This window comes from Massilia sp. CF038 (genome assembly GCF_900129765.1).
Taxonomy (GTDB): Bacteria; Pseudomonadota; Gammaproteobacteria; order Burkholderiales; family Burkholderiaceae_D; genus Telluria_A.
This window is the reverse complement of the sequence record NZ_FQWU01000001.1, coordinates 673,162-698,054: the sequence shown is the minus strand read 5'-3', so window position 1 is coordinate 698,054 and position 24,893 is coordinate 673,162. Positions and strand designations below refer to the sequence as shown.

22 protein-coding genes are annotated in these 24,893 nt (G+C 63.8%); 14 read left to right on the top strand and 8 right to left on the bottom strand.

Annotated features, from left to right (window positions below; genetic code table 11):
* Positions 1 to 35 precede the first annotated feature (35 nt).
* Positions 36 to 1,145, top strand: a complete 1,110-nt coding sequence (locus BUC24_RS03105; RefSeq protein ID WP_073212632.1) for a mechanosensitive ion channel family protein — start codon at positions 36 to 38, stop codon at positions 1,143 to 1,145.
* A 13-nt stretch (positions 1,146 to 1,158) separates the two neighbouring features.
* Here the strand turns inward: BUC24_RS03105 and BUC24_RS03100 are convergent, their stop codons facing one another.
* The 3 genes from BUC24_RS03100 to imuA form a co-directional block, all read right to left on the bottom strand.
* Entirely contained in the window at positions 1,159 to 2,736 is a 1,578-nt protein-coding gene (locus BUC24_RS03100) for a WD40 repeat domain-containing protein (protein ID WP_073212630.1), read from the bottom strand.
* 124 nt (positions 2,737 to 2,860) lie between these two features.
* Complete coding sequence (locus tag BUC24_RS03095; protein WP_073212628.1) at positions 2,861 to 4,342, bottom strand: Y-family DNA polymerase; 1,482 nt, start codon at positions 4,340 to 4,342, stop codon at positions 2,861 to 2,863.
* Entirely contained in the window at positions 4,272 to 4,979 is a 708-nt protein-coding gene (gene imuA, locus BUC24_RS03090) for a translesion DNA synthesis-associated protein ImuA (RefSeq protein WP_073212626.1), read from the bottom strand. Before imuA ends, BUC24_RS03095 begins: the two co-directional genes overlap by 71 nt.
* A gap of 235 nt (positions 4,980 to 5,214) precedes the next feature.
* Between imuA and BUC24_RS03085 the strand changes: the two genes are divergently transcribed.
* The 11 genes from BUC24_RS03085 (at position 5,215) to BUC24_RS03035 (ending at position 16,437) form a co-directional block, all read left to right on the top strand.
* On the top strand, positions 5,215 to 5,877 hold the full coding sequence (locus tag BUC24_RS03085; RefSeq protein WP_073214711.1) for a hypothetical protein: 663 nt from the start codon (positions 5,215 to 5,217) through the stop codon (positions 5,875 to 5,877).
* Positions 5,878 to 5,957: 80 nt separating this feature from the next.
* Positions 5,958 to 6,344, top strand: a complete 387-nt coding sequence (locus tag BUC24_RS03080) for a cupin domain-containing protein (RefSeq protein ID WP_073212624.1) — start codon at positions 5,958 to 5,960, stop codon at positions 6,342 to 6,344.
* A 15-nt stretch (positions 6,345 to 6,359) separates the two neighbouring features.
* Positions 6,360 to 6,758 (top strand): OsmC family protein, encoded by a 399-nt coding sequence (locus BUC24_RS03075; RefSeq protein ID WP_073212622.1) that lies wholly within the window; start codon positions 6,360 to 6,362, stop codon positions 6,756 to 6,758.
* Between the two features lie 3 nt (positions 6,759 to 6,761).
* Positions 6,762 to 7,637: a pirin family protein gene (locus BUC24_RS03070; RefSeq protein ID WP_073212620.1), complete on the top strand. Its 876-nt coding sequence runs from the start codon at positions 6,762 to 6,764 to the stop codon at positions 7,635 to 7,637.
* Positions 7,634 to 8,554, top strand: a complete 921-nt coding sequence (locus BUC24_RS03065; RefSeq protein WP_073212618.1) for an ADP-ribosylglycohydrolase family protein — start codon at positions 7,634 to 7,636, stop codon at positions 8,552 to 8,554. Before BUC24_RS03070 ends, BUC24_RS03065 begins: the two co-directional genes overlap by 4 nt.
* A 63-nt stretch (positions 8,555 to 8,617) precedes the next feature.
* On the top strand, positions 8,618 to 9,088 hold the full coding sequence (locus BUC24_RS03060) for a DUF4124 domain-containing protein (protein ID WP_178372470.1): 471 nt from the start codon (positions 8,618 to 8,620) through the stop codon (positions 9,086 to 9,088).
* Positions 9,089 to 9,101: 13 nt separating this feature from the next.
* Positions 9,102 to 10,454: a hypothetical protein gene (locus BUC24_RS03055; RefSeq protein WP_073212614.1), complete on the top strand. Its 1,353-nt coding sequence runs from the start codon at positions 9,102 to 9,104 to the stop codon at positions 10,452 to 10,454.
* Complete coding sequence (locus BUC24_RS03050; protein ID WP_073212613.1) at positions 10,451 to 11,965, top strand: DUF5691 domain-containing protein; 1,515 nt, start codon at positions 10,451 to 10,453, stop codon at positions 11,963 to 11,965. Before BUC24_RS03055 ends, BUC24_RS03050 begins: the two co-directional genes overlap by 4 nt.
* Positions 11,962 to 13,050, top strand: coding sequence for an ATP-binding protein (locus tag BUC24_RS03045; protein ID WP_073212612.1), 1,089 nt, complete (start codon positions 11,962 to 11,964; stop codon positions 13,048 to 13,050). The genes BUC24_RS03050 and BUC24_RS03045 overlap by 4 nt, the downstream gene beginning before the upstream one ends.
* A 4-nt stretch (positions 13,051 to 13,054) precedes the next feature.
* Complete coding sequence (locus BUC24_RS03040) at positions 13,055 to 15,292, top strand: DUF5682 family protein (protein WP_073212610.1); 2,238 nt, start codon at positions 13,055 to 13,057, stop codon at positions 15,290 to 15,292.
* Positions 15,289 to 16,437: a VWA domain-containing protein gene (locus BUC24_RS03035; RefSeq protein ID WP_073212608.1), complete on the top strand. Its 1,149-nt coding sequence runs from the start codon at positions 15,289 to 15,291 to the stop codon at positions 16,435 to 16,437. The genes BUC24_RS03040 and BUC24_RS03035 overlap by 4 nt, the downstream gene beginning before the upstream one ends.
* A gap of 12 nt (positions 16,438 to 16,449) precedes the next feature.
* Here BUC24_RS03035 and BUC24_RS03030 read toward each other — a convergent pair whose 3' ends face one another.
* Together BUC24_RS03030 and BUC24_RS03025 are read right to left on the bottom strand one after the other, a co-directional pair.
* Positions 16,450 to 16,860: a hypothetical protein gene (locus BUC24_RS03030; RefSeq protein ID WP_143167369.1), complete on the bottom strand. Its 411-nt coding sequence runs from the start codon at positions 16,858 to 16,860 to the stop codon at positions 16,450 to 16,452.
* A 293-nt stretch (positions 16,861 to 17,153) separates the two neighbouring features.
* Complete coding sequence (locus BUC24_RS03025; RefSeq protein ID WP_073212604.1) at positions 17,154 to 19,286, bottom strand: hypothetical protein; 2,133 nt, start codon at positions 19,284 to 19,286, stop codon at positions 17,154 to 17,156.
* A 216-nt stretch (positions 19,287 to 19,502) separates the two neighbouring features.
* Between BUC24_RS03025 and BUC24_RS03020 the strand changes: the two genes are divergently transcribed.
* On the top strand, positions 19,503 to 19,895 hold the full coding sequence (locus tag BUC24_RS03020; RefSeq protein ID WP_083598674.1) for a hypothetical protein: 393 nt from the start codon (positions 19,503 to 19,505) through the stop codon (positions 19,893 to 19,895).
* 5 nt (positions 19,896 to 19,900) lie between these two features.
* On the opposite strand, the gene BUC24_RS03015 is transcribed toward BUC24_RS03020, so the two are convergent.
* The 3 genes from BUC24_RS03015 to BUC24_RS03005 form a co-directional block, all read right to left on the bottom strand.
* On the bottom strand, positions 19,901 to 22,096 hold the full coding sequence (locus BUC24_RS03015; protein ID WP_083598671.1) for a hypothetical protein: 2,196 nt from the start codon (positions 22,094 to 22,096) through the stop codon (positions 19,901 to 19,903).
* A 105-nt stretch (positions 22,097 to 22,201) separates the two neighbouring features.
* Complete coding sequence (locus BUC24_RS03010) at positions 22,202 to 22,867, bottom strand: carboxypeptidase-like regulatory domain-containing protein (protein WP_073212603.1); 666 nt, start codon at positions 22,865 to 22,867, stop codon at positions 22,202 to 22,204.
* 80 nt (positions 22,868 to 22,947) lie between these two features.
* Complete coding sequence (locus BUC24_RS03005; protein WP_073212601.1) at positions 22,948 to 24,075, bottom strand: extracellular catalytic domain type 1 short-chain-length polyhydroxyalkanoate depolymerase; 1,128 nt, start codon at positions 24,073 to 24,075, stop codon at positions 22,948 to 22,950.
* Positions 24,076 to 24,405: 330 nt separating this feature from the next.
* Between BUC24_RS03005 and BUC24_RS03000 the strand changes: the two genes are divergently transcribed.
* Positions 24,406 to 24,888, top strand: a complete 483-nt coding sequence (locus BUC24_RS03000) for a PRC-barrel domain-containing protein (RefSeq protein ID WP_073212599.1) — start codon at positions 24,406 to 24,408, stop codon at positions 24,886 to 24,888.
* Positions 24,889 to 24,893 lie beyond the last annotated feature (5 nt).

Here is a 24,893-nt window from a genome sequence, read left to right as displayed (position 1 = left end):
CGGTCCAATTGCTTTGACCAACGGAAGCAGGACTGATGGATTTCCAATTTCTTGACAACCCTCTCAGCCGCTGGGGTATGGCCTCGGGCGTGGCCGTGCTACTCATGCTGACCGCCATGGCAGCGCGCGCATTTGCGGTGCGAAAACTCGCGCCCATCGTGCAACGCACCCATACCCGAATTGACGACGTTGCCCTGCGCATGCTGGGCGCCACTTACCGGCTGGCCGTTGCCGCCGTGGCCCTTTATGCCGGCAGTCTGGTGCTGGAGCTGCACCCGCGCGTGGAGCTGATTCTGTCACGCGCCGCCGTCACTGCCTTGCTGCTGCAGCTTGCATTGTGGGGCGACCGTGGTGTGCGCATCTGGCGCCAGGTATACCACGCCCGGGCCGAAGCGGCCGCTGACAATGCCGGCAACAGCTCCATGACGGTGGTGTGCTTTATTGCCCGCCTGATGCTGTGGGTCATCATCACCCTGGTTATTCTCGACAACCTGGGCGTCAACATCACGGCCCTGGTGGCCAGCCTGGGCATCGGCGGCATCGCCGTGGCGCTGGCCATGCAAAATATCCTGGGCGACCTGTTCGCATCGCTCTCGATCGTGCTGGACAAACCCTTCGTGGTGGGCGACTTCATCATTGTGGGTGATGCACTGGGCGCGGTCGAATTCATCGGCCTGAAAACCACCCGCCTGCGCGGGCTGGGTGGCGAACAGATCGTGTTTTCGAATGCAGAACTATTACGCAGCCGCATTCACAATCATCAGCGCATGCAAACCCGGCGCGTGGCCTTTATTTTGCGCGTCACTTACAGCACCAGCGAAGAACAGTTGCGCGCCATTCCCGGCATTGTGCGCGAAGTGGTCACGGCACAAGCATCGGCCAGCTTTGAACGTGCGCATTTTTCGGCGTATGCCGAGTCATCCCTCAATTTCGAGGTCGTCTATCACGTGCAAAGCCCGGATTACTTTGTGCATATGGACACGCAGCAAGCCATCTATCTAGCCATTTTTAGCCGCTTCGCGGCCAAGGGCATTGCCTTTGCCCACCCAACGCGGGTGGTGCGGCTGGCCGATGCGCATGAGGCTGCCGACAGCAAAAGCCAGCTGGACAACACCTTGCGCAACGTGGGCAGCCGGGCCCACTAAATGTGGCGTGGATTCAAATGGGAATTTTAAGTTGGGTAATCGGGCGAGAACGGTCGCCGGCGCCTGGGGCCGGGCCTGCCAAGGGCGGATTATCCGCCTCGGGTGGCCGAACAGCAGGCGTGTCGGGGGCATGCGCGTAGAGCTTGGCGCGCCGGATGTTCTCGCGGGTGCCGCTATCATCGCCAAAACACGCCAGCCGCGTGCCGTCTTCGGTATTCCACAGAATGATGGAGTGATCCATCGCGGTCGACAGCATCATGCTGCCATACTTGCTGAAAGCGATGGATCGCACCTCGTCGCCATGCGCCGCAATGGTGCCAAGAAAGGCGCCGCTGGCGTAATCCCAGATCCGAATGGTCCCGTCGTCGTAACCCGCGGCCACCTGTGCCTCTTCCTCGTTGATGGCCAGGCAATGAACATAGCGTTGTCCGCCCCATCCGGCCGCTTGTCCTTCGTATGGCTCGAACAGCCGGACCAGGGCCAGGGTGGTCAAGTCCCACAGGCACAAGCGGTTCATCGGCTGATCGTCCCGATCTACCAAGTGGGCGGCCAGCGCATAACGGCCATCGCCGGTGATCGCGCAGTGGTACAGAACCTGGTCGACAAATTTGAATTCAGTTAGACATTTCCCGGTGGAAAGTTCGATGAGCCCGAAGGCCCGCCCGTCTGTACGCGCCAGAGCCCGGTTAGCGCCGATGGCGATCGGGATGGTTTCACTGAAATCGCGTCCCTGGCGATATTGAATTTGCCGCAGGCATTCACCGGTCTCGACGTTCCACGTACGCAGCGAGCTGTCGATGCTGCCCGAGACGGCAAACGCGCCGTCGGCGCTGATCGCAACGCTGCGCAAGGGCGCCTCATGGCCTTGAAAAATACGCAGACATTGACCGCTGTCGACGTCCCACAGGCGTAACGTGGTATCGCCCGAGGCGGTCAGCGCACGTTTGCCATCGGCTGTACACGCGATGCTCCAGATGGCTTCGGTATGCCCCCGAAACGTGCGTATTGGCAGTGCCCGGTCAAGGTCCCACAGCGTCATGCTGGTGTCGCGCGAGCCAGTCAGCGCCCGGGTGCCGTCGCCCACGAAACAGGCGCTGACCTGGGCTGTGGGTCCGGCGTTTACCATATCGAAGCGAAACGCCTCGTTGCGGCTTGTGCGCGCCGCATCGCTGCCCTCGAGCAGGGTAAAGGTAAAGACAGTGTGTTCGTCCTGCAGCGCGTCATCGATACGGATAATGCCGTGGCGCTCGAAGGTGTCGGCAAGCGAACGGTATCCGTAATACTCCTGCTGGTACCTCTCGACGTCGCGCGTTCCAAATGAACATATTTCCTCGCCCATTGCATACGTGTTAATCCGCAATTCCAAGCGGTCGATCAGACGCGCCAGGCCACTGCGCGAGACTTGAGTGAGCAAGGTCGCCAGCGTGATGTTGGGGCCGCACAATGCGCGCAGCGTTTGCTCCGCACGATGCTGCGTCAAGAACATGACGGCGGTGTGGTCCCATTCAAGTCCGGAGCCCGGCACATCCGTCCACATGTTTTCGTTTTTTAACGCGTCGCGCACGGCGTCGATGTTGGGATGGTGTTCCATTGGCTTGCTCTCGCAGTGACAATTGATGCCGCTCGGGACGGCGGAGATCGGCTGCAGAATAACAGGGGTGCATGATTTACGCACCCGTTTTAGTGCTTCGTGCGCCTTCGGCCCATTCGCAGTACTAGCCAAACAGCCCATGCAAAAACCAGCGCGGCTCGGCATCGGCGGCCGCGCCCACGATACGCTCGCGATACACCCAGTAATGCGCGTGATCGAGCCCTTCGGCAATGAAATAATCGCGCGTTTGCGACTGGCTCCACCAGCCGGCCTCGATCCGCTCGGGCGTGGACGCCATTTTTAGCGGCGAGCCGTAGAAGGGCCGATGATTGCGCATCAGCAGGGCAATCGGCTTGGCCAGCAGCCAGGACGGACGCGGCAAACTGAGCACATCGGGCGGCATCTGTGCCAGCTGTGCGCTGGCGCGGATCTTTTTTTGCACGGGCACCCACATATTGGCCAGCTCGGGCCGATAGTCGGCCTGAGGGGCTGCCTGCAGCACGTTGTCGGCGCCCAGGCGCGCCACCAGCAATTCAAACAGGCGCAGCTGGTCGTCCTCGCTGCCGCCGGGATCGGGAAACAGCGAATCGCTGGGCGGCTCCATGGCTTGTACCTGGGGCGCGCTCAGGCGCAGACCAATCACGTGCGCGACCAGCTCCAGCTTGCCCAGACGCTCCTTGAGCAGGCGCACCAGGTGCTCGTCGCGCCAGGTCGGTTCGGCCAGCGCGATTTCCAGCACGGTGGGCGGGCGCGCCACCCTGCCCCGCTCGTGTTCGAGCTCAAGCACGATGCGCTCGACCGCCAGCTGGTGGGCGCACAGCCAGCCTGTCATTTGCAGCAGCAGGCGGTGCGCGCCAAACAGCAGCGCTTCGGCGTTTTCGACCCGGTCGAACAATTCGAGCCGGGCGCTGAAGGTGGTGGGCGCTTCGATCCAGTCGAACAGTTCGGGCGTCATGCCATAGGCTGCGTCGAGCAGGTCGAGCAGCGCGCGCCCGCAGCGGCGCTGCAAGCCGGGCCGCGGCAGCCGCCGCATGTCGCCCAAGGTAAAGCAGCCAATGCCCTCGAACCAGGCAGCAAAGGCGCGCCCTGGCGGTGGCAAGGCGCTGGGCAGACGGTCCAGGCGCCGCACCAGCGTGGCCATGCCCAGCGCGCGCCCGGCCTGCTGGCGTGCCAGCAGCCAGGCCCCGCGTGCGGTGGGTGCGCAACTGAGCGCGGCAGAAAACCCCAGTGCCTGCAAATTGGCCCGGATGCACCGGCACAGGGCGCGAATGCCGCCAAACAGACGCAGGCTGGCGCCCACGTCCAGCAGCAGGGTTGCTTCCTCGGCCTGGGCCACCAGCGGCGTGTACTGCAGCAGCGTCATGGCGACCTCGTGCAGGGCCGCCGCTTCGCGCTCGGCGCTGCGTTCGTGCAGGCGCGCCTCGGGCAGGAGCATCAGCACGCCGCCGCGGCGCAAGCCTGGCTGCACGCCAGCGGCGCGCGCCGCCGGCGACAAGGCCAGCACCCGCTCGTGCTCGAGCACGACGCTGCCCTTGTCAGCTGACCAGTGCGGGCTGAACACTTCGAGCGGGAGCTGGGGCAGGTACAGCCCGATCCAGAGTCGCATGGCGCTGCAGTAAAGAAGGCGTGAGTGGCAGGAACAGCGGCGCATCGCGCTGCGGCCCCCGGCGTTTGATGAAGCCAATGTCGAGGCCGCCGACTGCGGGGCGCAGTGCCAGGCGCAGCGGCGCGGGCGAGGCATCTTGCGCGGCAGCGAGCGGGCGCAGCATGAAGAACAGGCTGTCCCCGCTTTGCGCGGCCAGATGCAGCCGGCGCAGGGTTTCGCCGCGCGCATGGCTTTGCCAGAACAGCAGCGCGCCGCAGCTGCCGCTGCGCAAGACTTGCTCGGCGGCCCACAGGGCGTCACTGCTGCGGCTGCTGCGGATCCAGACCAGCTGCGATGGCGCCAGCCCCATGGCAGCCAGGGCCAGGGCCTGGGGCGGATGGGGTGGCTGCAGCAGCACGATGCGGCGCCGCGCCACCTTGGCCAGAGCCGGACACAGCAGCCGCAGCTCGCCAATGCCGGGCTGCTGGGGCAGCAGATCGATCAGGGTGCCGGTGGGCCAGCCGCCCCCGGGCAGCTGGGGCGACAGCGTGGGATGGCCGGTTTCGACGCAGCGCGTGGTGGCATGCGCCAGTTGCGAGGCGCGCCAGAGGGAGGGGTGCAAGTCCTCCGGAGCGGCAAGGGAATCAGGGCGGTTCATGGTCTTTGCATGGAAAAGTACTGTATGGATGTACAGTACTCGCTGCATCCGGTTTTGGCAAGGGCTATCGTGCGGGCAAGCTGGCAAAGTTGCACAGTTCACAATCAGCGTGTATGTTGCTGCACGCAGCACCGTCCTCGCGCAGGCGGGGACCCATAGCCCATTAAACAACGCCGATCACATGGCATGGCGCCAGCGCCTGCGCGAGGACGACACCCAATCCAAGGAAGCATTCATGCACTTTGAAGTCCCCAAATCCAAGCACCTGAAAGAATTTGCCGGCGAATACCTGATGATCGTCATCAGTATCCTGACCGCGCTGGCGCTCGAGCACGGCGCCCAGTCGCTGCATCACCACACGCTGGCGCAGCAGGCCAGCCAGAAAATCGATGCTGAAATCCGGGCCAATACCGAAGAACTGGACAAGGTCATCAAGCACAACGACCAGCGCGCCGAAGAACTGCTGGTGATCCAGAAAGCGCTGCTGGCCGACATCAAGGCCGGCACCATGGACGACGAGACCCTGATGAAGCACATCGTCGACAAATACGACGGCGCCTTCTCGCTCAGCATTCATACCCCCACCCTGCGCCGCGAAGCCTGGGAAGTGGCGGTGGCCAACCAGTCGGTCAGCTGGATGAATAGCAGCGAGCTCAAGCGCTACTCGGCCGTCTACGCCCTGATGCGCGACATCCAGTCGCTGTCGGGCACCGGCGCGGCCATGTTCATTGACCGCCCCTACCTGATCAACGTGATGAGCAATGTCCAGATGGGCGTGTCCAATCCACGCGAGGTGTACCGCATGCTGAACCAGGAAATCACCTCCTACCGCAGCGCCAACACCAACCTGCGCGACCTGCAAAAGGAATTGGCCAAGGCCACGCCTGCTGCGCACTAGGCCATTTTGAGGGCGCGCCAACAGCATTTGGCGCGCTCTTATACAATGTTTGTCAGCTCAACCATTTTACGGAGGCAGGCATGTCTGGCTACAGCATCAACATCGAGCAGAAAACCCTCGAAGGCAACAATTTCCGCGAAGTGCTTTACACCACTCAGCGCAGCCAGCTGGTCATCATGACCCTGCAGGCCAATGAAGAAATCGGCATGGAACATCACACCGGCCACGACCAGTTCATCCGGGTCGAATCGGGCACCGGCGTGGCCATCCTCGATGGCGAACAGCACCAGCTGGAAGACGGCACCGCAGTCGTGATCCCGGCCGGCACCGAACACAATGTCATCAACACTTCCAGCACCGAGCCGCTGCGTCTGTACACCTTGTACACCCCGCCCGAGCATCCGGACGGCATCATCCACAAGACCAAGGCGGAAGCCGACGAGTACGAACAGCAGCACGGCCACTAATAGCAAGGAGCTCCCATGTCGATCACCGTCACGCGCGACCTGTCGCAAGCCATGGCCCACCAGGTGCGCATTCGCGAGCATGCCTTCACCGTCGACGGCAGCGTCGACGAAGGTGGCGCCGACCTGGGCCCCAGCCCGCACGACCTGTACGATGCGGCCATCTCGGCCTGCAAGGCCCTGACCCTGGTCTGGTATGCCAAGCGCAAGGCCATCCCCCTGACCGATGTGCGCGTCGAGCTCGAGCGCGACGCCAGCGAGGAGCGGCACGGCATCTACCGCCTGCACGCCACCTTGCACTTGTCAGGCGAGCTGAGCGACGCCCAGCGCGAAGAATTGCTGGGCGTGGCCGAGAAATGCCCGATCCACAAGCTGATGACCAAGGTCACCACTGAAATCACCACCACCCTGGGGTAAGCCATGGCCATCGAACATTTCCTTAAATCGCATCCCAAGGACCTGGGCGGCGGCTTCATGGTGCGGCGCGTGCTGCCCTCGGCCGCCAAGCAGGCCGTGGGGCCCTTCATTTTCTTCGATCACTTCGGTCCGGTCGAGGCGCCTGCCGACGCCAACCACGATGTGCGCCCGCACCCGCACATCGGCCTGGCCACGGTCACCTATTTATATGAAGGCGCGATGGAACACCGCGACAGCGTCGGCTCGGTGCAGCGCATCGAACCGGGCGCCATCAACTGGATGACGTCGGGCAGCGGCATTGTCCATTCCGAGCGCACCCCGGCCGACCTGAAAGGCAAGCCGCGCCGCAGCCATGGCTTGCAGCTGTGGGCTGCCCTGCCCCAGGAACATGAAGAGACGGCGCCCAGCTTTTCCCATACCCCCGCCTCGGCCATTCCAAGCGTCAGTTTCGACGGCGGCAGCGCGCGCATCCTGATTGGCACGGCCTTTGGCAAAACCTCGCCCGTGGCCACCTTCAGTGAAACGCTGTACCTGGACATCGCACTCGAGGCCGGGCGCGAGCTGGGGCTGGCCGAGTTGCCGGCCGAAGCGGCCATCTACACCGTCAGCGGCAGCATTGCCATTGACGGCGTCGAGCTCGACCCGGCCATGATGGCCTACCTGGAACCGGGCAGCGGCGCGCGCGTGAGCAGCGCCAGCGGCGCCCAGTTCGTGGTCATCGGCGGCGCCCCGCTGGACGGCCCGCGCCACATCTTCTGGAACTTTGTTTCGTCCAGCAAGGAAAGGCTGGCCAAGGCAGCCGAGGACTGGGAACAGCAGCGCTATGCCAAGGTGCCAGGCGAGACGGAATTCATTCCGCTGCCCAAGCCGCTGCGATGAGCAGTCCAAGCGCCCTGGCGCGCTACCAGGGCTGCCTGCTCGGCCTGGCCTGCGGCGATGCCGTTGGCACCACGGTCGAATTCATGGCGCGCGGCAGCTTCCCACCTGTCACGGACATGACAGGCGGCGGGCCGTTTTCCCTGCGCGCCGGCGAATGGACCGACGACACCTCCATGGCGCTGTGCCTGGCCCATAGCCTGGTCTACCGGAACGGGTTTCACGCGGTCGATCAGATGAACCGCTATTGCAACTGGTGGCACTACGGCTACATGAGCAGCACCGGCGAGTGTTTCGATATCGGCGCCACCGTCGCTGCCGCGCTCAAGCGCTACCTTGACACACAAGACCCCTTTGCCGGCGCAACGGACCCGAATAGCGCCGGCAACGGCGCCCTGATGCGGCTGGCACCGATTGCCATGTTCTATGCGCAGCGCGACGCTGACCTGTTCACTTTCGCCAGCGACAGCACCCGCACCACGCACGGCGCGCGCGAAGCGATTGAATGTTCGCGCCTGTTCGCACTGCAGCTGCAGGCAGCACTGCGCGGCGCACCCAAGGCGGCCCTGTTGGTCCAGGACTATCCCGAGCCGCTGAGCGAGAAATTGCTGCCTCTGGCCCAGGGGGCGTATCGCGGCAAGCCCGAAGCGGCCATTCGCGGCAGCGGTTATTGCGTGGCCTCGCTGGAAGCGGCCCTATGGTGTTTCGACCAGACCGATACCTTCGAGGCGGCCATCCTGAAGGCGGCCAATCTGGGTGACGATGCCGATACCACGGCCGCGATCTGCGGCCAGATCGCCGGCGCCCATTACGGCATTGCTGCGATCCCGGCGCACTGGGTCAGCCAGCTGGCCATGCGCGACGAGATCATGGCCCTGGCAGACGCCCTGTTCACGCACGCGCAGCTGCCCAATCAGTGATATTTTGACCAACAATTTAGCGGTCGATGCTAGAATTCAATCTTCCTTGCATTCGACCTCATGATGTCCACCCAAACTCGCCCCAGCCTTTGCCTGTTCGCCGCCGTCCTGTGCCTCGCCGCGTTCGCCAGTCCCGCCCATGCCGAACTCTACAAATGGGTCGATGCGAATGGCAAGATCCATTATTCCGATCGTGCCGATGCCGGCAAGGCCAAGGTCGATACCCTGGTGACGGGGCCCAAGTCGGCCCCGCCGGCGGCCATTTCCGCCACCCCTGACTGGCAGCAGCAGGAAGCCGCATCGCGCAAGCGGCGCGAGCAGGAACAAGCCGACGCGGCAAAAGCGCGGGCGCAGGCGCCAGCGCGTAGCCGCCCGCACGAAGGCTACCGCAACGGCAAACCGGAAACCGACGACAGCCGCTGCCGCCTGGCACGCGATGTGCTCAGTGGCGCGGCCCGCCACAGCGGCGGCGCCCCGACCGACCGCAACGATATTGAAGTGGCGCAGCGCGACGTGCAAGCCTTCTGCAAATAACGCGCGCCGCCGCATGTCACTGACAGCAGAGCAAATTCTGGCCCTGGCGCCGGACGCCGCATCGGCCAAGGCCGGCAGCGGGCAAGCCAGCATGTCCAAATGGTCAGGCCTGGGAGCAAGCGACAAGGCGCTCTGGGGCTTGTGCCAGGGCAGCGGCAAGGACCCGTACAAAGCGCAGATCGAACTGGCCGGACCAGCCTTCAAGTGCACTTGCCCGAGCCGCAAGTTCCCCTGCAAGCACGGTCTTGGCCTGTATCTGCTGCACGCGCGCGATGCCAGTGCGTTCAGCGACAGCAGCCTGCCGGCCTGGGTCAGCGACTGGCTCGGTGCGCGCGAACAGCGCGTCGAACAGAAAGCGGCCAAGGCCGCCGCCGACGGCGCACCGACTGCCGAAGAAGCCGCTGCCAAGGAAAAAAGCCAGCGCAAACGCCAGGAAAAACGCGAAGACAATGTCGCCGCCGGTCTGGCCATTCTCGACACCTGGCTGGCCGACCTGGCGCGCGATGGCCTGGCTGGATTGCGCAGCAAACCGGCGCAGGACTGGAACGCCACCGCCGCACGGCTGGTCGACACCCAGGCGGCTGGCCTGGCTGCGCGCCTGCGCCGGGCCGGCATGCTGATCTACGCTTCCAGCAGCGCCGGCTGGGAAACTGCCGTCGCGCGCGAACTGGGCCAGATCGCGCTGCTCAGCCAGGCCTGGCGCCGCCTTGCGCGCTTGCCGGCGCCGCTGCAGCACGACGTCAGAAGTGCCATCGGCTTTGTCGCCAGTACCGACGAGGCGCTGGCCGAACCTGGCCACAGCGATGTGTGGCATGTCTGTGGCACCCACAGCGCCGACGATGAGCGCGTCAGCCGGCGCGCCTGTTATTTGTACGGCCAGCAAAGCGGCCGCTGGGCCATGCTGCTCCAGTTCGCCGCTGGTGCCCAGGCACTGCCGCCGCCCCTGCTGCCCGGCAGCGTCTATCAGGGCACGCTCCATTACTATCCCAGCGCGGCCCCCTTGCGCGCCGCCTTTGGCGCCGACATGCAGCTTGCCACCACGGCGGCCACGCCGCAGGGCGCCGTCATCGACGTGCTGCTGGCGCACTACAGCGCCATGCTGGCGGCCCAGCCCTTCCTCGAGGCCCAGCCCATGCTGCTCAGCGAAGTAACGCCGCAGCTGGCCGACCACGGCTGGCTGCTGCGCGGCGCCGACGGCGCCAGCCTGGCGCTGGATCCACGCTTTCGCCATGGCTTTCACCTGCATGCGCTGACCGGCGGCGCCGCCTCGGCCATCTTCGGTTTGTGGGATGGTTACAGCTTGCTGCCGCTGGCCGTGCGCTGCGCCGACCGCCTGTACAGTCTGGACGGAATTGACGCCCGATGAACCTGCCGCCTGCCCTTCTCAAGACCCTGCTGGCCGGTACAGCGCGCGCGCCGGTGGCCACCGACAGCGTCGGCGCCGCCTTACAAACCGTGCTGGCCTGCGCCCCGCCCGAGATGCTGATCTGGCACAGTGTGGCCGCCACCGACCTGTGGCAGCGCGCCGGCCAGAGCCCGGCACAGACCGCCCCACAGGCGTCATGCGAGCCGGAAGCGACCTGCCCGCGCGCCGCCGAACAAGTGTTGCACCTGATTTTGCGCGGCATCCATCCCGAGCAGCTCGACCAATGGCTGGCCACGGCGGCGCGCATGGGCTACCGGCTGCCGCATGCCAGTCTGGTGCCGCTGCTTGAAAAGGTCACGCCGCGCCACGCGCTGCAGGCGCAGGTGGCGGCCCTGATGGGCAAGCGCGGTCACTGGCTGGCGGCGCAAAACCCGGCCTGGGCCACCCTGTGCAGCGCACCCGAGCAATCCAGCGCCGCCCTATGGCAAACGGGCGCGCTGGCGCAGCGCTGCAAGGCGCTGGTGGATATGCGCCGCGCCGATCCCGCTGCGGCGCTGGCAGCCCTGGTGCAGGAATGGGTGCAGGAGCCGGCGGACAACCGCATTGCCCTGCTGCCTTGCCTGGCCACGGCGCTGTCGCTGGACGACGAAGCCTTCCTCGAACGCGCCCTCGACGACAAGCGCAAGGAAGTGCGCCAGAGCGCCCAGCAATTGCTCGCAGCCCTGCCCGGCACTGGCTTCGAACAGCGCGCGCTGGCCCGGCTGCATGCGGCTTTGCGGGTGGACGCAGGGACGCTGCACATCACGCTGCCGGACACGCGCGACGGCGCCATGCAGCGCGACGGCATCGGCATGGAAAAGCACCATGGCATGGGCGAAAAGGCGGGCTGGCTGCTCGACATGGTGCAGCAAGTCACGCCACGCCACTGGAGCGCCCAATGGCAAGCCACGCCGGCGCAGGTGATCGCGCTGATGGCCGCGAGCGAATTCAAGACCGCCATGCTGACCGGCCTGACACGCGCTGCCGCGCGCATGATCGGGCACGACACCAGCGCCGATGCGCGCGACTGGTTCATGACCCTGATCCTGCAGGACGATCCGGCGCGTACGCAAGTGCACACGGTGCATCTCTTGACGCCGCAGCTGGCCTGCCTGCCACCCGAACAGCAAGACCAGATCCTGGCCCAATGGATTGCGCAGCGCGCCTGGGGCCATGCAGTCAACTGGGCCGCCACCCGCAGCGAGGCGCTGTCGGCGCCTCTGTCGCGCAGTTTGCTCGCTGCCGTGCAGCGCGACATGGCGGCCTTGACCACCCATGACTACAGCATGCGCGCCAACTTGAAAGCACTGGGCAGCGTCCTCGATGCCGACGACACTGCCTATGCCACGGCGGGCTGGCCCGCCAGCGACTGGCCGGCCTGGCCCCACTACCGCGAGGTGGTGGACGAAATGATGGACACGCTGCAGTTCCGGCACACGATGCAACGCAGTTTTTTGGAGAGCAAGCCATGAGCACGAACAACAACGTCATGCGGCAGCACGCCGAGCAGCAGTACGCCGCCGAACTGGCAGCCCTCAAGGAGCTCGACCAGCGCCAGCGCCCGCCCAACTGGGAATTGTCACCCTGGGCCGTGGCCACCTATCTGCTGGGCGGCACGCTCGACAACGGGGTTGAAATCACGCCCAAATACATTGGCAAGCGCCGCATCATCGAAATTGCCGTGGCCACCCTGGCCACCGACCGCGCCTTGCTGCTGCTGGGTGTACCCGGCACCGCCAAGTCCTGGGTGTCGGAACATCTGGCCGCGGCCATCAGCGGCAATTCGACCCTGGTCGTGCAAGGCACCGCCGGCACGGCCGAAGAGACCATACGCTATGGCTGGAATTACGCGCAGCTGCTGGCCAAAGGGCCCAGCATGGAAGCGGTGGTGCCGAGCCCCGTCATGCGCGCCATGCGCAGCGGCAAGCTGGTACGGATCGAGGAATTGACCCGCATTCCCGCTGAAGTCCAGGACAGTTTCATCAGCCTGCTGTCGGAGAAAATTCTGCCGATTCCCGAACTGGACGCGTATGTCCAGGCGGCCAAGGGATTCAACGTCATCGCCACCGCCAATGACCGTGACCGCGGCGTCAATGAATTGTCAAGCGCGCTGAAACGCCGCTTCAACACGGTGGTGCTGCCACTGCCCGACAGCGCCGACGAAGAAGTAACGATTGTCGAAACCCGCGTGGCCAGTCTGGGGCGGGCGCTTGAACTGCCGATCGAAAAACCGGCGCTGCAGGAGATCCGCCGGATCGTGACCATCTTCCGCGAACTGCGCGCCGGCCAGACCGACGACGGCAAGATCAAGCTCAAGTCGCCTTCGGCGAGCATGAGCACGGCCGAGGCCATTTCGGTGGTCACCAATGGCATGTCGCTCGCGGCCCATTTCGGCGACGGCACCTTGCGCGGCGCCGATCTGGCGTCGTCCGTGGTGGGCGCAATCGTCAAGGATCCGGTGCAGGACCGCCTGGTCATGCTCGAGTATCTGGAAACCGTGGTCAAGGAACGCGAAGGCTGGAAAGACCTTTACCGCGCCTGCCACGCCGTGCTCTGACAACGTGGCACTGCATTTTTTCGGCGTCCGTCACCATGGCCCGGGCTGCGCACGCAGCCTGGCGCTGGCGCTGGCGCAGCTGCGTCCGGATCTGATCCTGATCGAAGGCCCGCCCGAGGCCGACGAATTGCTTGCGCTGGCCGCTAGCGACGCCATGCGTCCGCCCGTGGCCCTGCTGGTGTACGCACCGGCCATGCCGCGCCACGCGGTCTACTACCCGTTCGCCGAATTTTCGCCCGAATGGCAAGCCATCCGCTACGGCCAGGCGCACCAGGTGCCGACCCGCTTCATCGACCTGCCGCGCGCGCACACGCTGGCGCAGGACATGACGGTGGACGAGCCAGCCCAGGTGCCTGAATCGGCGCCGCCCGAACAGACGGATGCGGTCCCGGCGCCCACCCGGCGCGGCGACCACCTGGCCGGGCTGGCCCAGGCGGCCGGCTTCAGCGACACCGAAACCTGGTGGGACCACCTGGTGGAACAGCGCCAGGACAGCCTGGAACTGTTTACCGCCATCGAAGAAATGATGACGGTGGCGCGCGCCGCACTGGACGAACCGCTGGAACTTGACGAAGCACGGCGCGAAGCCCACATGCGCCAGATGATCCGGCTGGGGGTCAAGCAGGGCCACCAGACCATCGCCGTGGTCTGCGGCGCGTGGCACGTGCCGGCGCTGCGCGACATGCCCAGCATCAAACACGACAAGGACTTGCTGTCCGACCTGCCCAAGACCAAGGTGGCTGCCACCTGGACGCCCTGGACCTACGGGCGCCTGAGTTTCAGCAGCGGCTATGGCGCCGGCGTGCAGGCGCCCGGCTGGTACCACCACTTGTGGAATACGCCGCACAAGGCTGCCAGCTACTGGCTGACCGATGCCGTGCGCCTGCTACGCAAGCATGGCCTGGATGCCTCGTCGGCCCACGTGATTGAAGCCCTGCGCCTGTCCGAAACGCTGGCCAGTCTGCGCGAGCGCTCGCGTGCCGGCCTGGGCGAACTGCTCGAAGCGCTGCAAAGCGTGCTCTTTGGCGAGTCCGATGCGCCACTGCGCCTGATCGAACGCGAATTGCTGGTCAACGACCGCCTTGGCGCCGTGCCGCCCGAGACCCCGACCCTGCCGCTGCCGGCCGACGTCAAGCAGCTGCAAAAGCGCTTCCGGATGGCGGTGCGGGCCGACCAGACCGAGCTCGATCTGGACTTGCGCCAGAGCGCGCACCTGGAAAAGAGTATCTTCCTGCACCGCCTGAGCATGCTGGGAATCGAGTGGGGCAAAACGCGCCATGTGCATGGCAAGAGCGGCAGCTTCCACGAGCGCTGGCTGCTCGTGTGGGAGCCCGAATTTGAACTGCGGCTGCTGGAAGCGAACGTCTGGGGCGCGACCCTGGAAGTGGCCAGCTACGCTTGGCTGTGCCACCAGTCGCAGCAAGTGCAGCAGCTGCCTGCCCTGACCGCGCTGGTCGAACGCATGCTGCTGGCCGACGTGCGTCCGGCCGTGCCGGTGCTGATGGCGCGCATGCAAGCGCTGGCCGCTGGCACCCACGACGCCGGCGGCCTGCTGGCCGCACTGGCCCCGCTGGCCAACGTCCAGCGCTACGGCAATGTGCGCGGCACCGACACGGCCAGCGTGGCCGAGGTCATGGACGGCCTGGTGCAGCGCGCCAGCATTGCCCTGCCGCTTGCCGCACGCGGCATCAACGAAGACGCAGCCCAGGTGCTGCTTGGCCAGCTGCTGCAAGCCGACCAGGCCATCGCCTTGCTGCAAAAACGCGACCATCAGGACGCCTGGCGCGGCGCACTGGAACAGTGCGTGCACAGCCAGGCCCATGCGCTGATCGCCGGGCGCGCCGTGCGCATTCTGTTCGAGCAGGAGCACTGGAGCGTGGAACGCTGTGCCCAGGCGCTGTCGCTCGCGTGCAGCAATCCGATCGATCCGCTGGCCACTGCCGCATGGCTGGAAGGCTTCTTGCGCGGCAGCGGCTTGCTCCTGATCGTCAACGACCCGCTCTGGCACATTCTGAACAATTGGGTGCGCAGCTTGCCCGACAGCGCATTCATCGAACTGCTGCCGCTGCTGCGCCGTACTTTCGCCAGCTTCGAGCCGGCCGAACGGCGCCAGCTGGGCGAGCGGGTTGCCCACGGCAGCGTGGTGCTGGCCCAGCCGGGCAGCAGCGCTGCCGTCGACGAGGCACGCGCAGCACAAATCCTGCCGATGCTCACACTTTTGCTAGGCGAGGCCAGCGCATGACCACTCCCCCGATCGATCAAGCCGCCCTGGAGCGGCGCTGGCGCCTGATTCTGGGCAGCGAAGCCGACCATTTGCCCCTGCCGCCAGGCGATATCGCTTTGGAACGCACGCTGGGCGCACTGTACGACAGCAAGGAAGGCCGCGGCGGTCTGGGCAGCTCGGCGCCCAGCGTGGCGCGCTGGCTGGGCGACATTCGCGAGTACTTCCCGTCGAGCATTGTGCACGTGATGCAGAAAGACGCGATGGAGCGGCTCGGTCTGCAGCAAATGCTGCTGGAACCGGAAATGCTGCGCAGCGTGCAGCCCGATGTGCATCTGGTGGCCACGCTGCTGTCCTTGAATCGTCTGATGCCCAGCAAGACCAAGGACACCGCGCGCCAGGTGGTGCGCACCGTGGTCGAGGAACTCGAGCGCAAGCTCAGCAACCCGCTGCGCCAGGCCGTCTCGGGCAGCTTGAACCGGGCGGCCCGCAACCACCGCCCGCGCCACAACGAAATCGACTGGCTGCGCACCATCCGCGCCAACCTGCGCCACTACCAGGCCGACTACCAGACCATCATTCCCGAGCGCCGGGTCGGCTTTGCGCGCAAAAGCCAGAGCCTGCGCGACATCGTGCTGTGCGTGGACCAGAGCGGATCGATGGCGCCGTCGGTGGTGTACGCCAGCGTGTTTGCCGCAGTCCTGGCCAGCATCAAGGCGGTCAGTACCCAGGTGGTCGTGTTCGACACTGCCGTGGTGGATCTGACGCCGCTGCTGGCCGATCCGGTCGACGTCCTGTTTGGTACCCAGCTCGGTGGCGGTACCGACATCAACCTGGCGCTGGCCTACTGTCAGGGTCTGGTCAAGCGCCCGCAGGAAACCATTTTTGTTCTCATCAGCGATTTATACGAAGGCGGCAACGCCGGGCAGATGCTGGCGCGCGCCCAGGCCATGGTCGAGAGCGGCATGCAGATGATCGCCCTGCTCGCCCTTGACGATCACGGCGCACCTAGTTACGACCATCGCCATGCCGCCCATTTCGCCAAGCTTGGCATCCCCTGCTTTGCCTGCACGCCGGACAAGTTCCCCGACCTGATGGCCGCTGCCATCAAAAAACAGGACATGGGCGCGTGGGCAGCGCAGCACGATATCGCGGTTGCGGGATAGTTGTTAAGGCGCTCAGGCGAAGGTGCGTCTGGTGCTAAATGCACATCCAGCGCATACGAGCATCAACAGCAGCGCGGGAAGCAGCGACAAATAACCCTCCAGTGCAGAGCCGTCCAGCGCGCCGTCCAGTGCGGCCGAGACGATGACGCGGGCTAGTAGCAAGCTGACGCCAGCCGTCAATAGATACAAAATATACTTAGCCCAGCGCGCCCGCAACACCAGTCCTGCTGCAAGCAATAGAAGACCGGCCGCGCACGCAGTCCACATCGGCAAGTCATACGATAAGCCCCACCATCCGAACCAGCTCGCTGCGAGCAGCAAGACGCATGGTGTGAACAATCGTGCGGTCGGGCCGGCCTGACCTGCAGCGCCGGTGTCGAGCATGTCCGCCCGGGGCGGTGCATAAGGGTGTTGTTCTGCCATCGCTATTTCTGGTGATGAAGAAGGCGCTCAGCGCGCAGCGTCAGCACGCTGCGTCGCAAAGCGGATGGGATACCCCGCCGCACCGGGCAAGCCATCATGGTCAAGTGCGACAAATTGGGACGCCGGTGCGCGATACGGGAATTTGTCGTTGGAATTCATTGTTTGAAAGCGGGCAGGAAGACGGAGCATCGAGTATGCGGTGGTACGGCCTTGCTGGCAAGCCATCCGTATTTGCGTGCCTGCGGCAAAAAAAAGACCCTGGCAAGCCAGGGTCTCTTTGTGCCAGCGCGCTGTTACCAGCTGGCCTTGAGCGTGTACTTGCCGTTGGTCGGCCCATTGCCGCCGCTGTAGAAGTACACTTTCAGATACAGCGTTTCCGCTGCCGCGCCCGCAGTACGGGTCACGGTGTCGGTCTGCCCAGTGCCCTTGATGCTGTTCGACAGCTTGGTGCCCGCGCTGTTTTGCAGTTCCAGGTCATAGTCGGAACTGGCGTTTGGCGTCAAGGCTGCCGTCAGGGTTTTACCCGCTGGCAGTACCACCTTGAAGAAATCAACGTCACCCGTGGCAACCCGGCTCACGGCCATGTTGCCGTTGACCGTGGTGCCGGACGTGGCGATGGCATTGGCGGTCTCTTTCGTGTTGTTGACCTCGGTTTCATTGATGGACGGGCCCACCACGATCGTGCTCAGAATTTTCTGCGCTTCGAACTTGGCCTGGAAGGTGTTGGCGTACGTCAGGTCGCCGGGGAACAGCGCCTTGGCGGCGTTCACGATCGAGGTGGCCATGACTGGCATCTTGACGGCGCTGCCCAGACCGAAGTGCGCTTCCAGAATGATCTTGTCAATATTGGCGCGCGGCTTGCCGGCAGCGATCAGGGCCTTCATCGATTCAAACAGCGGCGCCGACCACAGTTCGTCGGACTGGAACGTCACGCCGTTTTCCGTCACCGACGAGTGCGCGCTGTACGATTTGCTGCTGTTGTACCAGGCGTCGGTGCGGTTCAGCATACGCCCACCCCAGCAACCGTTATGTCCGTCCCAGCTGAAGATCCATTCCGGATGGAAGGTCGCGCCATTGGGCCGGCTGTAGGAATAGGAACCAGCCCAGTAGTCGCCAAAGCCTTCGCCCATGGCGCCGGTGTCGCCGCCCGACCAGTTGGAATTGATGTTGGCCTGAATGGCGTGGCCGTACTCGTGCAGGATGACGTCCGCGTCTTCGCTGTCGTTCACGCAGCCGTGGCCAAAGGCCAGGTAGTCGGTAGCGCCGCGGCTGTAGTGCGAATTGTCGTCGCCGTTGACGCCATCGGTGTCGACGTCCAGCGGACGGTTGATGATCGACTTGCTTCCGGTAAAGCCGAGCGACTGAATGTAGCGCTGGTTCTGGTCCAGATGGAAGTAGACGTTGGTATCATCAAACGCATTGTTGCCGCGCTTGGCCGTCCACACCCCGTTGGTGGTGGTGCTGGGCCCGGTGGCTGGCGATTCAATGTTTTTCAGGTTGACGAACGGTCCGCTCAAACTGTAGACGCCGCCCGTGACGGTCAGGTCTGGCAGGGTCTTGGTTTCATAAGCAGCATCAAAGGCCGAGGCGGGCGAGGTATCGGTCAGCGACTCATTATTGAGCTTGGTGCGTGGGTCCGGATCAAACACCAGGCCAGTGCCGTTAATGCCCGATGGCACCAGCAAGGCGTCGGCCGCCATTGGTTTCGGTGGCTTGACTTGCTTCTTGGCTTCTTCGGTGGCAGCAATGCGGTCCAGCGGCGCGGCCAGCAATTGCGCGCGTGCGGCCAGGCTGCGCTCGCCACCCTTGTTGGTGCGCGGCAGCGACAGCGAGTAGGAATCGATCAATGTGCCGTCATGCGCATTCAGGTATTGCACAAAACCGCCGGTCGGCATTTCAGCCTGGATCGTCACTTTGCGCGCCAGTTGCACGCCATCCTTGGTGGGTACCCAGACCAGCTCGCCTTTTGGCACGGCCACCAGCTTGTGCTGGACCTTCATGTTGGACCAGCCGCGGTCCAGTGCCTGGTCTTCGGTCAGTTGATGCTGGTTGTACAGCTGGTTGACGGCCTTCGCGTCGATGGCGGGAGAAATGTAGCGCGTTTCATTAAAGATTTTTTGCAGCTGCCCAGTCTTGCTGATCGACACGATAATTTCAGCACGGTCGACGGGCAAGCCACGCAGCATTTGCTGGTAGGTATAGTGGGTTGCCGTCAGCGATTCCTGCACCTTGGTTTGCACCAGATTGTCGAGCTTGGGCGACAGGCCGAAACGCGCCGCGTTAGCGCGCAGCGCTTGCTCAGGCGAGCGCACGCTGGTATTGCTGTAGACAGTCAGATTCTCGACCACGGTGCTGCCGGCAAACGCCGGCGCGGCGTAGGCCAGTACAAGCATGGAGGCAAGAACGGTGCGGGAAAAATTAGGCATGCGGAAACTCCCTTTAGATGGAAAACCGATGTTTTAAATGAGGAGCGAGCACATTCGTGCTCGCGTAAAGACAAGTATAAACACGAAAATCGTGCCATTTTTAAAACTGATTAATTTGGACATTCGCGCGACCGATGTCTTATTTAAGACATTTCAACCGGGCACGAGAAGCATTGCGGTAGCATGATTTTTTTCTTTTACGCCAGAGGAAATATCATGCGCATTGCATGCATCGGGCTGCTTGCAGCCTTGTCAGTGACGGCCTGCGCTCAAGCGCAAGCGCCGCAAGTGGCTGCAATTGCAGACACGGAACCGGATGTCACCGAGCGCGTGGCTGCTGTGTTGAATCAGGCGGCCCAGGGCACGCTGACCGCCGAGCCATTGACCGAGAACGCGCGCGCGGCGCTTGATGCGCCGCAGATGGAAGCAATGCGCACCCTGCTGCGCGACTGCGCCAATATGGGCGCACTTGAATTGCTTGCACGCACGACGAAGGGCGAGGAGCGGCAGTATCAGTACCGCGCCCCCTGTGGGGGCAAGCCTTTACTGGTGGAAATTAACTTCGGTAAGGGCGCACGCATCAGTCATCTGCGCGTGCGCCCGGGCTGAGGCAACTACGGGTTGGAACAGGCCTGCGCCGTGCCTGCCACTTTCAGGCACAGACCCACGCTGTCTTCGTTGTAGAAGCCAACATAGCCGCTGTTGACGATGGTGCGGTCGGTGGCGCTCAGGCGTACCACATAGCCGCACTTGGGCATGCCGGTGGTGTCCAGCCGCCAGACGCCCGCTTCGCCCAGGGTGGACACGGTGGGATAGGTGCGTGGCAAGGGCACTGGTGCCGTAAAAGTACCGCCCAGTGACGGGAGGACCGACAGCGATAGTGCGCCGAAGTGCTCGTCCGTGACCTGGTAAGTTCCCTCGATGATGTCGCCAATCACAAAGTCGGCGCAGCTGCCGCCGCCGGAAGTGATCTTGAAGCTGCCCACTGGAATCTGCGGCGCGGCATTGTCTATCCGCACGGTGACGGCGCTGCCCACGTACACCACATCGGCCGCGTCCTTGACTTCAATGCGAATATGCCAGGTGCCCGTCTTGCCAGCCGTCTGCCAGCGTCCCAATACGTTGCCAGCTACAAAGATCTGCGCATTGCCCGGCCCCGCGCTCAAGTCTTCGCGGTAGGTGTAATAGCCTTCGGCGTCCGGCATTTGCGTGATCCCGGGCAGGAAGCTCCACACGCCATCGAGCAACTGCGTGCGCGCAATGTTGAACGGGTTGGTAAGGATCTGGTCGACGCTGCCATCGTTGACGATCACGCGGTAGCGCAAGGCTGCGGCGCCGGCACTGATGTCGGTGGGATTGGCCAGGTGGCCGGTGATGATGACCTCGCCGCCAAAAGGACTTTGCCTGGCGCTGAAGCCGGCCAGCTGGGCCGGGCCATTGGCGTAGCCGGCGCCGTTGATATCCACCACAGCCATGCTGCCCACGGTTTCAATGATGGGTGGATGGCCTTGCGGACGCTGACCTGGGCGGATGTGGATGAGCGTGTGTTCGCGGTTGCCCCACACCGGCACAAAGTTGGGGTTGCCGGGCGGCGGGGCCACCTGCCACGACAGGATGGCGCGAATCGGCACCACCACCGCGCCCTGCTGGCACAGACGGCGGTAGCGGTCCAGCTGCAGCGGCAGCGCCACTGAATATTCCAGCCCTTCGCGCGGCACCGGATTGATGTCGTGCACATTCACCGAGGTGGTGCCCAGATAGGTTTCAAAGCTGCCGTTGCGGTCGAAGTCGGCCCAAAAGGCAACGTACTCGCGGCTGCCGGGCGTGCACAGTCCGCCCGAGTAGCCGCTGGAAAGCTTGACGCGAATCACGCCCACCAGCGTGTCCTGATTTGGATTGAGGCCGATGCATGCAAGTTCCTCGTAGCGGGTACTGCCATCGACGGGGAACAGCACCTCGGCCAGCTTGGCCAGATCGATGCCGGTGTTGGCCAGCACGCCAGCAAAGCCGGGCGCCATCAACTCTTCGACCATTGTTGGCTGGGTCAGCAGTTGCTGTAATTCGGCCAGGGCGAAACGGTGCGGTTCGATATCCTGTCCCTTGTACAGCTCGGCCAATTCTGGTGCGCTGAGCAGCTTGGGCGGCTTGACCGCCACCGCCGATTCGAGGTCGAGAATGTCGGCCAGCTGCGGCGGCAGCTTGATCTGCGCCTGCTGCAAAATATCGTTGACGAGGATGATCGTGCGCGGGTCAATTTGAATGTGGGTGTTGTGAATATCGCCCCAGACAGGTACAAAATTGGGCACATTCGGTGGCGGCGGCACATTCCACGACAAAATGGCGCGCACCAGCACCACGTTCTGAATGAAGCAGAATCGCTTGGCTGGATTGATGTTCAGCGACACTGCGTATTCAAGGCGGCGCGGGCCGGCGGTACCGGAAGGAATATCCCAGGCGCGGAAACTGGTCAGCCCCGCGTCTTGCCAGCTGGCGCCGTTGTCGCTGGACGTGTAGAAGCGCACGTATTCAGGGGTACCCTGGGCGCAGATGCCGCCGCCGTAGCCGCTGGGCTGGTTGATGTAGATAACCGCGTCAAGGCGGTTGAACTGGGGCTGGAACCCGACGCAGCCGATTTCTTCGTAGGTGCGGTTCAGCTGGATCTGAAGCACTGGCGGGAAGGGGCTGGCTTCGACGTTGCCAAAGTAGTTGGGATTGGCCAGCACCAATGCGCGGAACTTGCTGCGCTCGGGTGGCACTTGCGCCTGTCGCGCTGGCGTCGCGCCCGCGCCGCTGTCTTGTTCATTGTCCATGATCGCTCCTCGGTGAATGGGATGGATCAGTTTGGACCAGCCATTGCTGAGGCTGCTTATGCGGGATCAAGGCTCGCAAGCCGAGGGACAATTACTTTCCGGATCTTAGGGATCGCAAGTCGAAGGGGTAGGCGCCACATTTGGCGGGCCGCTGCGAATGACCGGAAGCCGCGTAGCGCGCGCGATTTCCAATTCCTTCAGTGCCATTTTCATACGAGGTAAGGGCCAGCCATCAAGATCCGCGGCGGCCTTGATGAACGAGGTTTCCGCTTGATCTTCAGTCAAATAGTCATCCCTGTACTCGCCATCGTCCCGAGGCGCCATGCGCAGTTTGCCGCCTATCAATTCAGTCACCGTCGCATGCTCGCTGATCGAAAACGAACTTCGCCATTGACGGCTGATCACCAAGGGTGTGATGCCTTCTTTGTAGACATAGATGCGAGGTTGATTCGACCCGAGTGCGCCACCTTCAATATACGTTCCGCCCCATGCCGGAATGACGAATCGCCCCGCTGCATCAGTCACGGCCTCTGCTGCGTGCACCGTTCCCAAATCAGAGCTGAACCACATACTGACTGCATTCCAGGAAACCACCACAAGCGCCCCCGGCACGGGCTGACCGTCCCACCCTGTCACCTGGGCGCTAAGTCTGGCCGACGACCACGGTTTCGGAATAAACAGGTAAGCAATCCAGAATGCCAGCAGGATCAGAAACCCCAGCACGGCCATGACCGGGCGGCGCTGCCATCGAAAAATATCAAGTGCACTCATTCGGATTCAAGTTGGTTGATTGCAGGACGAGCGGGCCGAAAAATTCGTGTCGGCATCATACCGCGGAACTGCGAGACAGCCTACTTGCGCCGATGCTTCGCAAAAAAGTCCAGCAGCATCTTGCTGGCATCCGGCCCTTCGCTGGCATTGTAGGGTAGGCGCGCGTCCCCGCCGCTCCAGGCATGCTTGAGCGCGGCAATCTGTGCCACCCGCAGCACCAGCTTGCGGCCACTGTAGACGTCATGCAGGCGATGGGCACGCACATTCCTGTTGCCAGCTTTGGTGGTGACTTTCACGGGGGTGCCGTGGTGCAAGCGGTTCACTTGCATTGCCTGGCGCGTCAGGTGGGCCTGGTTGACGGGCCGGACCACGTCATCGTCTTCACCCTGGATCAGCATGGTGGGCATGGCCGGGAACGCAGGATGCTTGAGCAAGACTTCGTCAATCGCGCTGTCGACCCGCTGCGTGGCGCCGTGCCGCATGACGCCCAGCGCGCCAAACTGGCTGTGGCCGGCACCGAACATGGGGCCGGAATGCAGACCCAGCGCGGCAAACAGATCAGGATGGTTAAGCGCGACAATGTTGGCCATGCCGGCCCCGGCCGAAATGCCGGCAATATAAATACGGGTGGGATCGATCGGATATTGCCCCATGACCTTGCGCACGATGCCGACAATCAGCCCGACATCGCCGCCGCCCTGCTGGGTGGCCCGGTCATACCATTTCCAGCAGCGGTGCGGGTGAGCGCTTACTGACTGCTGCGGGTAGAGCACGGCAAAGCCACGCTTGTCGGCCGCCTGGTTCATGCGGGTGCCTTCGGCAAACTGGGTCGCGCTCTGGTCGCAGCCATGCAGCATGACCAAAAGCGGCAAAGGCCCCGGCGCCTGATCGGGCAGGTATAGCCAATACCGCATTTGGCGCATGGCGCCGTTGCCTTCGCCTGTCAGCCCGGCGTGGCGCGAGGCCAGCCACTTGCCCGATGCTGGCGCCGCTGGGGCGGTCGCAGCAAGCTTACGCGGCGTGCTGCGCGGACCGGGTCCCGCACCGGCCTTGGGAGGCGGCTTTGGTTTGGGCGTCGGCCTGGCTCTCGGTTTCGGGGCGGGCTTGGGTAGCAATAATGCGGTGAGCGCACGTGACACCGTGCGCTGCTGCTTCTTCCCTGCCCGCACCAGCGTGCGCAGCCAGGGATTGGCAGACTTTTTTACCATCGAAGCCTGGTCACGGTCAGACGCGACAGCAGCGACGCCACGAACGAGCGGGTTGGGATGGGCTTGCCCAGCGGGCCGGCGTTGTTGCAGCGGGAAGTGACGAACATCATGTGAAATCTCCAGGGTTTTGACAAGAATATCCAACTGGAAACGTCCGCTCTGTGCGCTATCCCGCATAACGTGGCGAACTCAACAATAAAGCAACACCCTCGCCGCATTTGCAACGCATAGGAGACGATTGATCGAGATCAAACAGGGGCACGGCCCAGAACCTAGGCTGGTCAGGTGAGCAAACCGACTCACCTAATAGACACGTCACAGGAGAACAAGATGAGTTATGCAGACCGCGACCGCTACGGCATGTACAAATCCAGCGGCAGTGCAGGCCCCGGCCCATCGCTGATGGGGGCAGACACGCTAATCGGCGACAACGTCGTCAATGGCCAGGACGAAAACCTGGGCGACATCAAGGAAATCATGCTCGACATGCGGACCGGCCAGGTGGCCTACGCAGTGCTGTCGTTCGGCGGCTTTTTGGGTATGGGCGAAAAGCTGTTTGCCGTCCCCTGGCAAGCCTTGCAGCTCGATACCGTCAACAAGCGCTTTGTGCTCAATGTCGACAAAGAGCATCTGAAAAACGCACCCGGTTTCGATCCCGATGCCTGGCCCGACATGAGCGACATGGGCTGGGCCAGCCAGATCCACACCTTCTACGGCACCGAGGCTGGCAATATCGGCAGTGGCGGCGTGGCTGCCAGCGGCATGGTCGGCGGCGCTGGCGGCACCCAGACCAGCCCGGGCACCGCCCACTAAGGCAG

Bases quoted from the DNA above. Each gene is read 5' to 3' on its own strand.
- BUC24_RS03105 (WP_073212632.1), top strand. From the start codon at position 36: ATGGATTTCCAATTTCTTGACAACCCTCTCAGCCGCTGGGGTATGGCC.
- BUC24_RS03100 (WP_073212630.1), bottom strand. From the start codon at position 2,736: ATGGAACACCATCCCAACATCGACGCCGTGCGCGACGCGTTAAAAAAC.
- BUC24_RS03095 (WP_073212628.1), bottom strand. From the start codon at position 4,342: ATGCGACTCTGGATCGGGCTGTACCTGCCCCAGCTCCCGCTCGAAGTG.
- imuA (WP_073212626.1), bottom strand. From the start codon at position 4,979: ATGAACCGCCCTGATTCCCTTGCCGCTCCGGAGGACTTGCACCCCTCC.
- BUC24_RS03085 (WP_073214711.1), top strand. From the start codon at position 5,215: ATGCACTTTGAAGTCCCCAAATCCAAGCACCTGAAAGAATTTGCCGGC.
- BUC24_RS03080 (WP_073212624.1), top strand. From the start codon at position 5,958: ATGTCTGGCTACAGCATCAACATCGAGCAGAAAACCCTCGAAGGCAAC.
- BUC24_RS03075 (WP_073212622.1), top strand. From the start codon at position 6,360: ATGTCGATCACCGTCACGCGCGACCTGTCGCAAGCCATGGCCCACCAG.
- BUC24_RS03070 (WP_073212620.1), top strand. From the start codon at position 6,762: ATGGCCATCGAACATTTCCTTAAATCGCATCCCAAGGACCTGGGCGGC.
- BUC24_RS03065 (WP_073212618.1), top strand. From the start codon at position 7,634: ATGAGCAGTCCAAGCGCCCTGGCGCGCTACCAGGGCTGCCTGCTCGGC.
- BUC24_RS03060 (WP_178372470.1), top strand. From the start codon at position 8,618: ATGTCCACCCAAACTCGCCCCAGCCTTTGCCTGTTCGCCGCCGTCCTG.
- BUC24_RS03055 (WP_073212614.1), top strand. From the start codon at position 9,102: ATGTCACTGACAGCAGAGCAAATTCTGGCCCTGGCGCCGGACGCCGCA.
- BUC24_RS03050 (WP_073212613.1), top strand. From the start codon at position 10,451: ATGAACCTGCCGCCTGCCCTTCTCAAGACCCTGCTGGCCGGTACAGCG.
- BUC24_RS03045 (WP_073212612.1), top strand. From the start codon at position 11,962: ATGAGCACGAACAACAACGTCATGCGGCAGCACGCCGAGCAGCAGTAC.
- BUC24_RS03035 (WP_073212608.1), top strand. From the start codon at position 15,289: ATGACCACTCCCCCGATCGATCAAGCCGCCCTGGAGCGGCGCTGGCGC.
- BUC24_RS03030 (WP_143167369.1), bottom strand. From the start codon at position 16,860: ATGGCAGAACAACACCCTTATGCACCGCCCCGGGCGGACATGCTCGAC.
- BUC24_RS03025 (WP_073212604.1), bottom strand. From the start codon at position 19,286: ATGCCTAATTTTTCCCGCACCGTTCTTGCCTCCATGCTTGTACTGGCC.
- BUC24_RS03020 (WP_083598674.1), top strand. From the start codon at position 19,503: ATGCGCATTGCATGCATCGGGCTGCTTGCAGCCTTGTCAGTGACGGCC.
- BUC24_RS03015 (WP_083598671.1), bottom strand. From the start codon at position 22,096: ATGGACAATGAACAAGACAGCGGCGCGGGCGCGACGCCAGCGCGACAG.
- BUC24_RS03010 (WP_073212603.1), bottom strand. From the start codon at position 22,867: ATGAGTGCACTTGATATTTTTCGATGGCAGCGCCGCCCGGTCATGGCC.
- BUC24_RS03005 (WP_073212601.1), bottom strand. From the start codon at position 24,075: ATGGTAAAAAAGTCTGCCAATCCCTGGCTGCGCACGCTGGTGCGGGCA.
- BUC24_RS03000 (WP_073212599.1), top strand. From the start codon at position 24,406: ATGAGTTATGCAGACCGCGACCGCTACGGCATGTACAAATCCAGCGGC.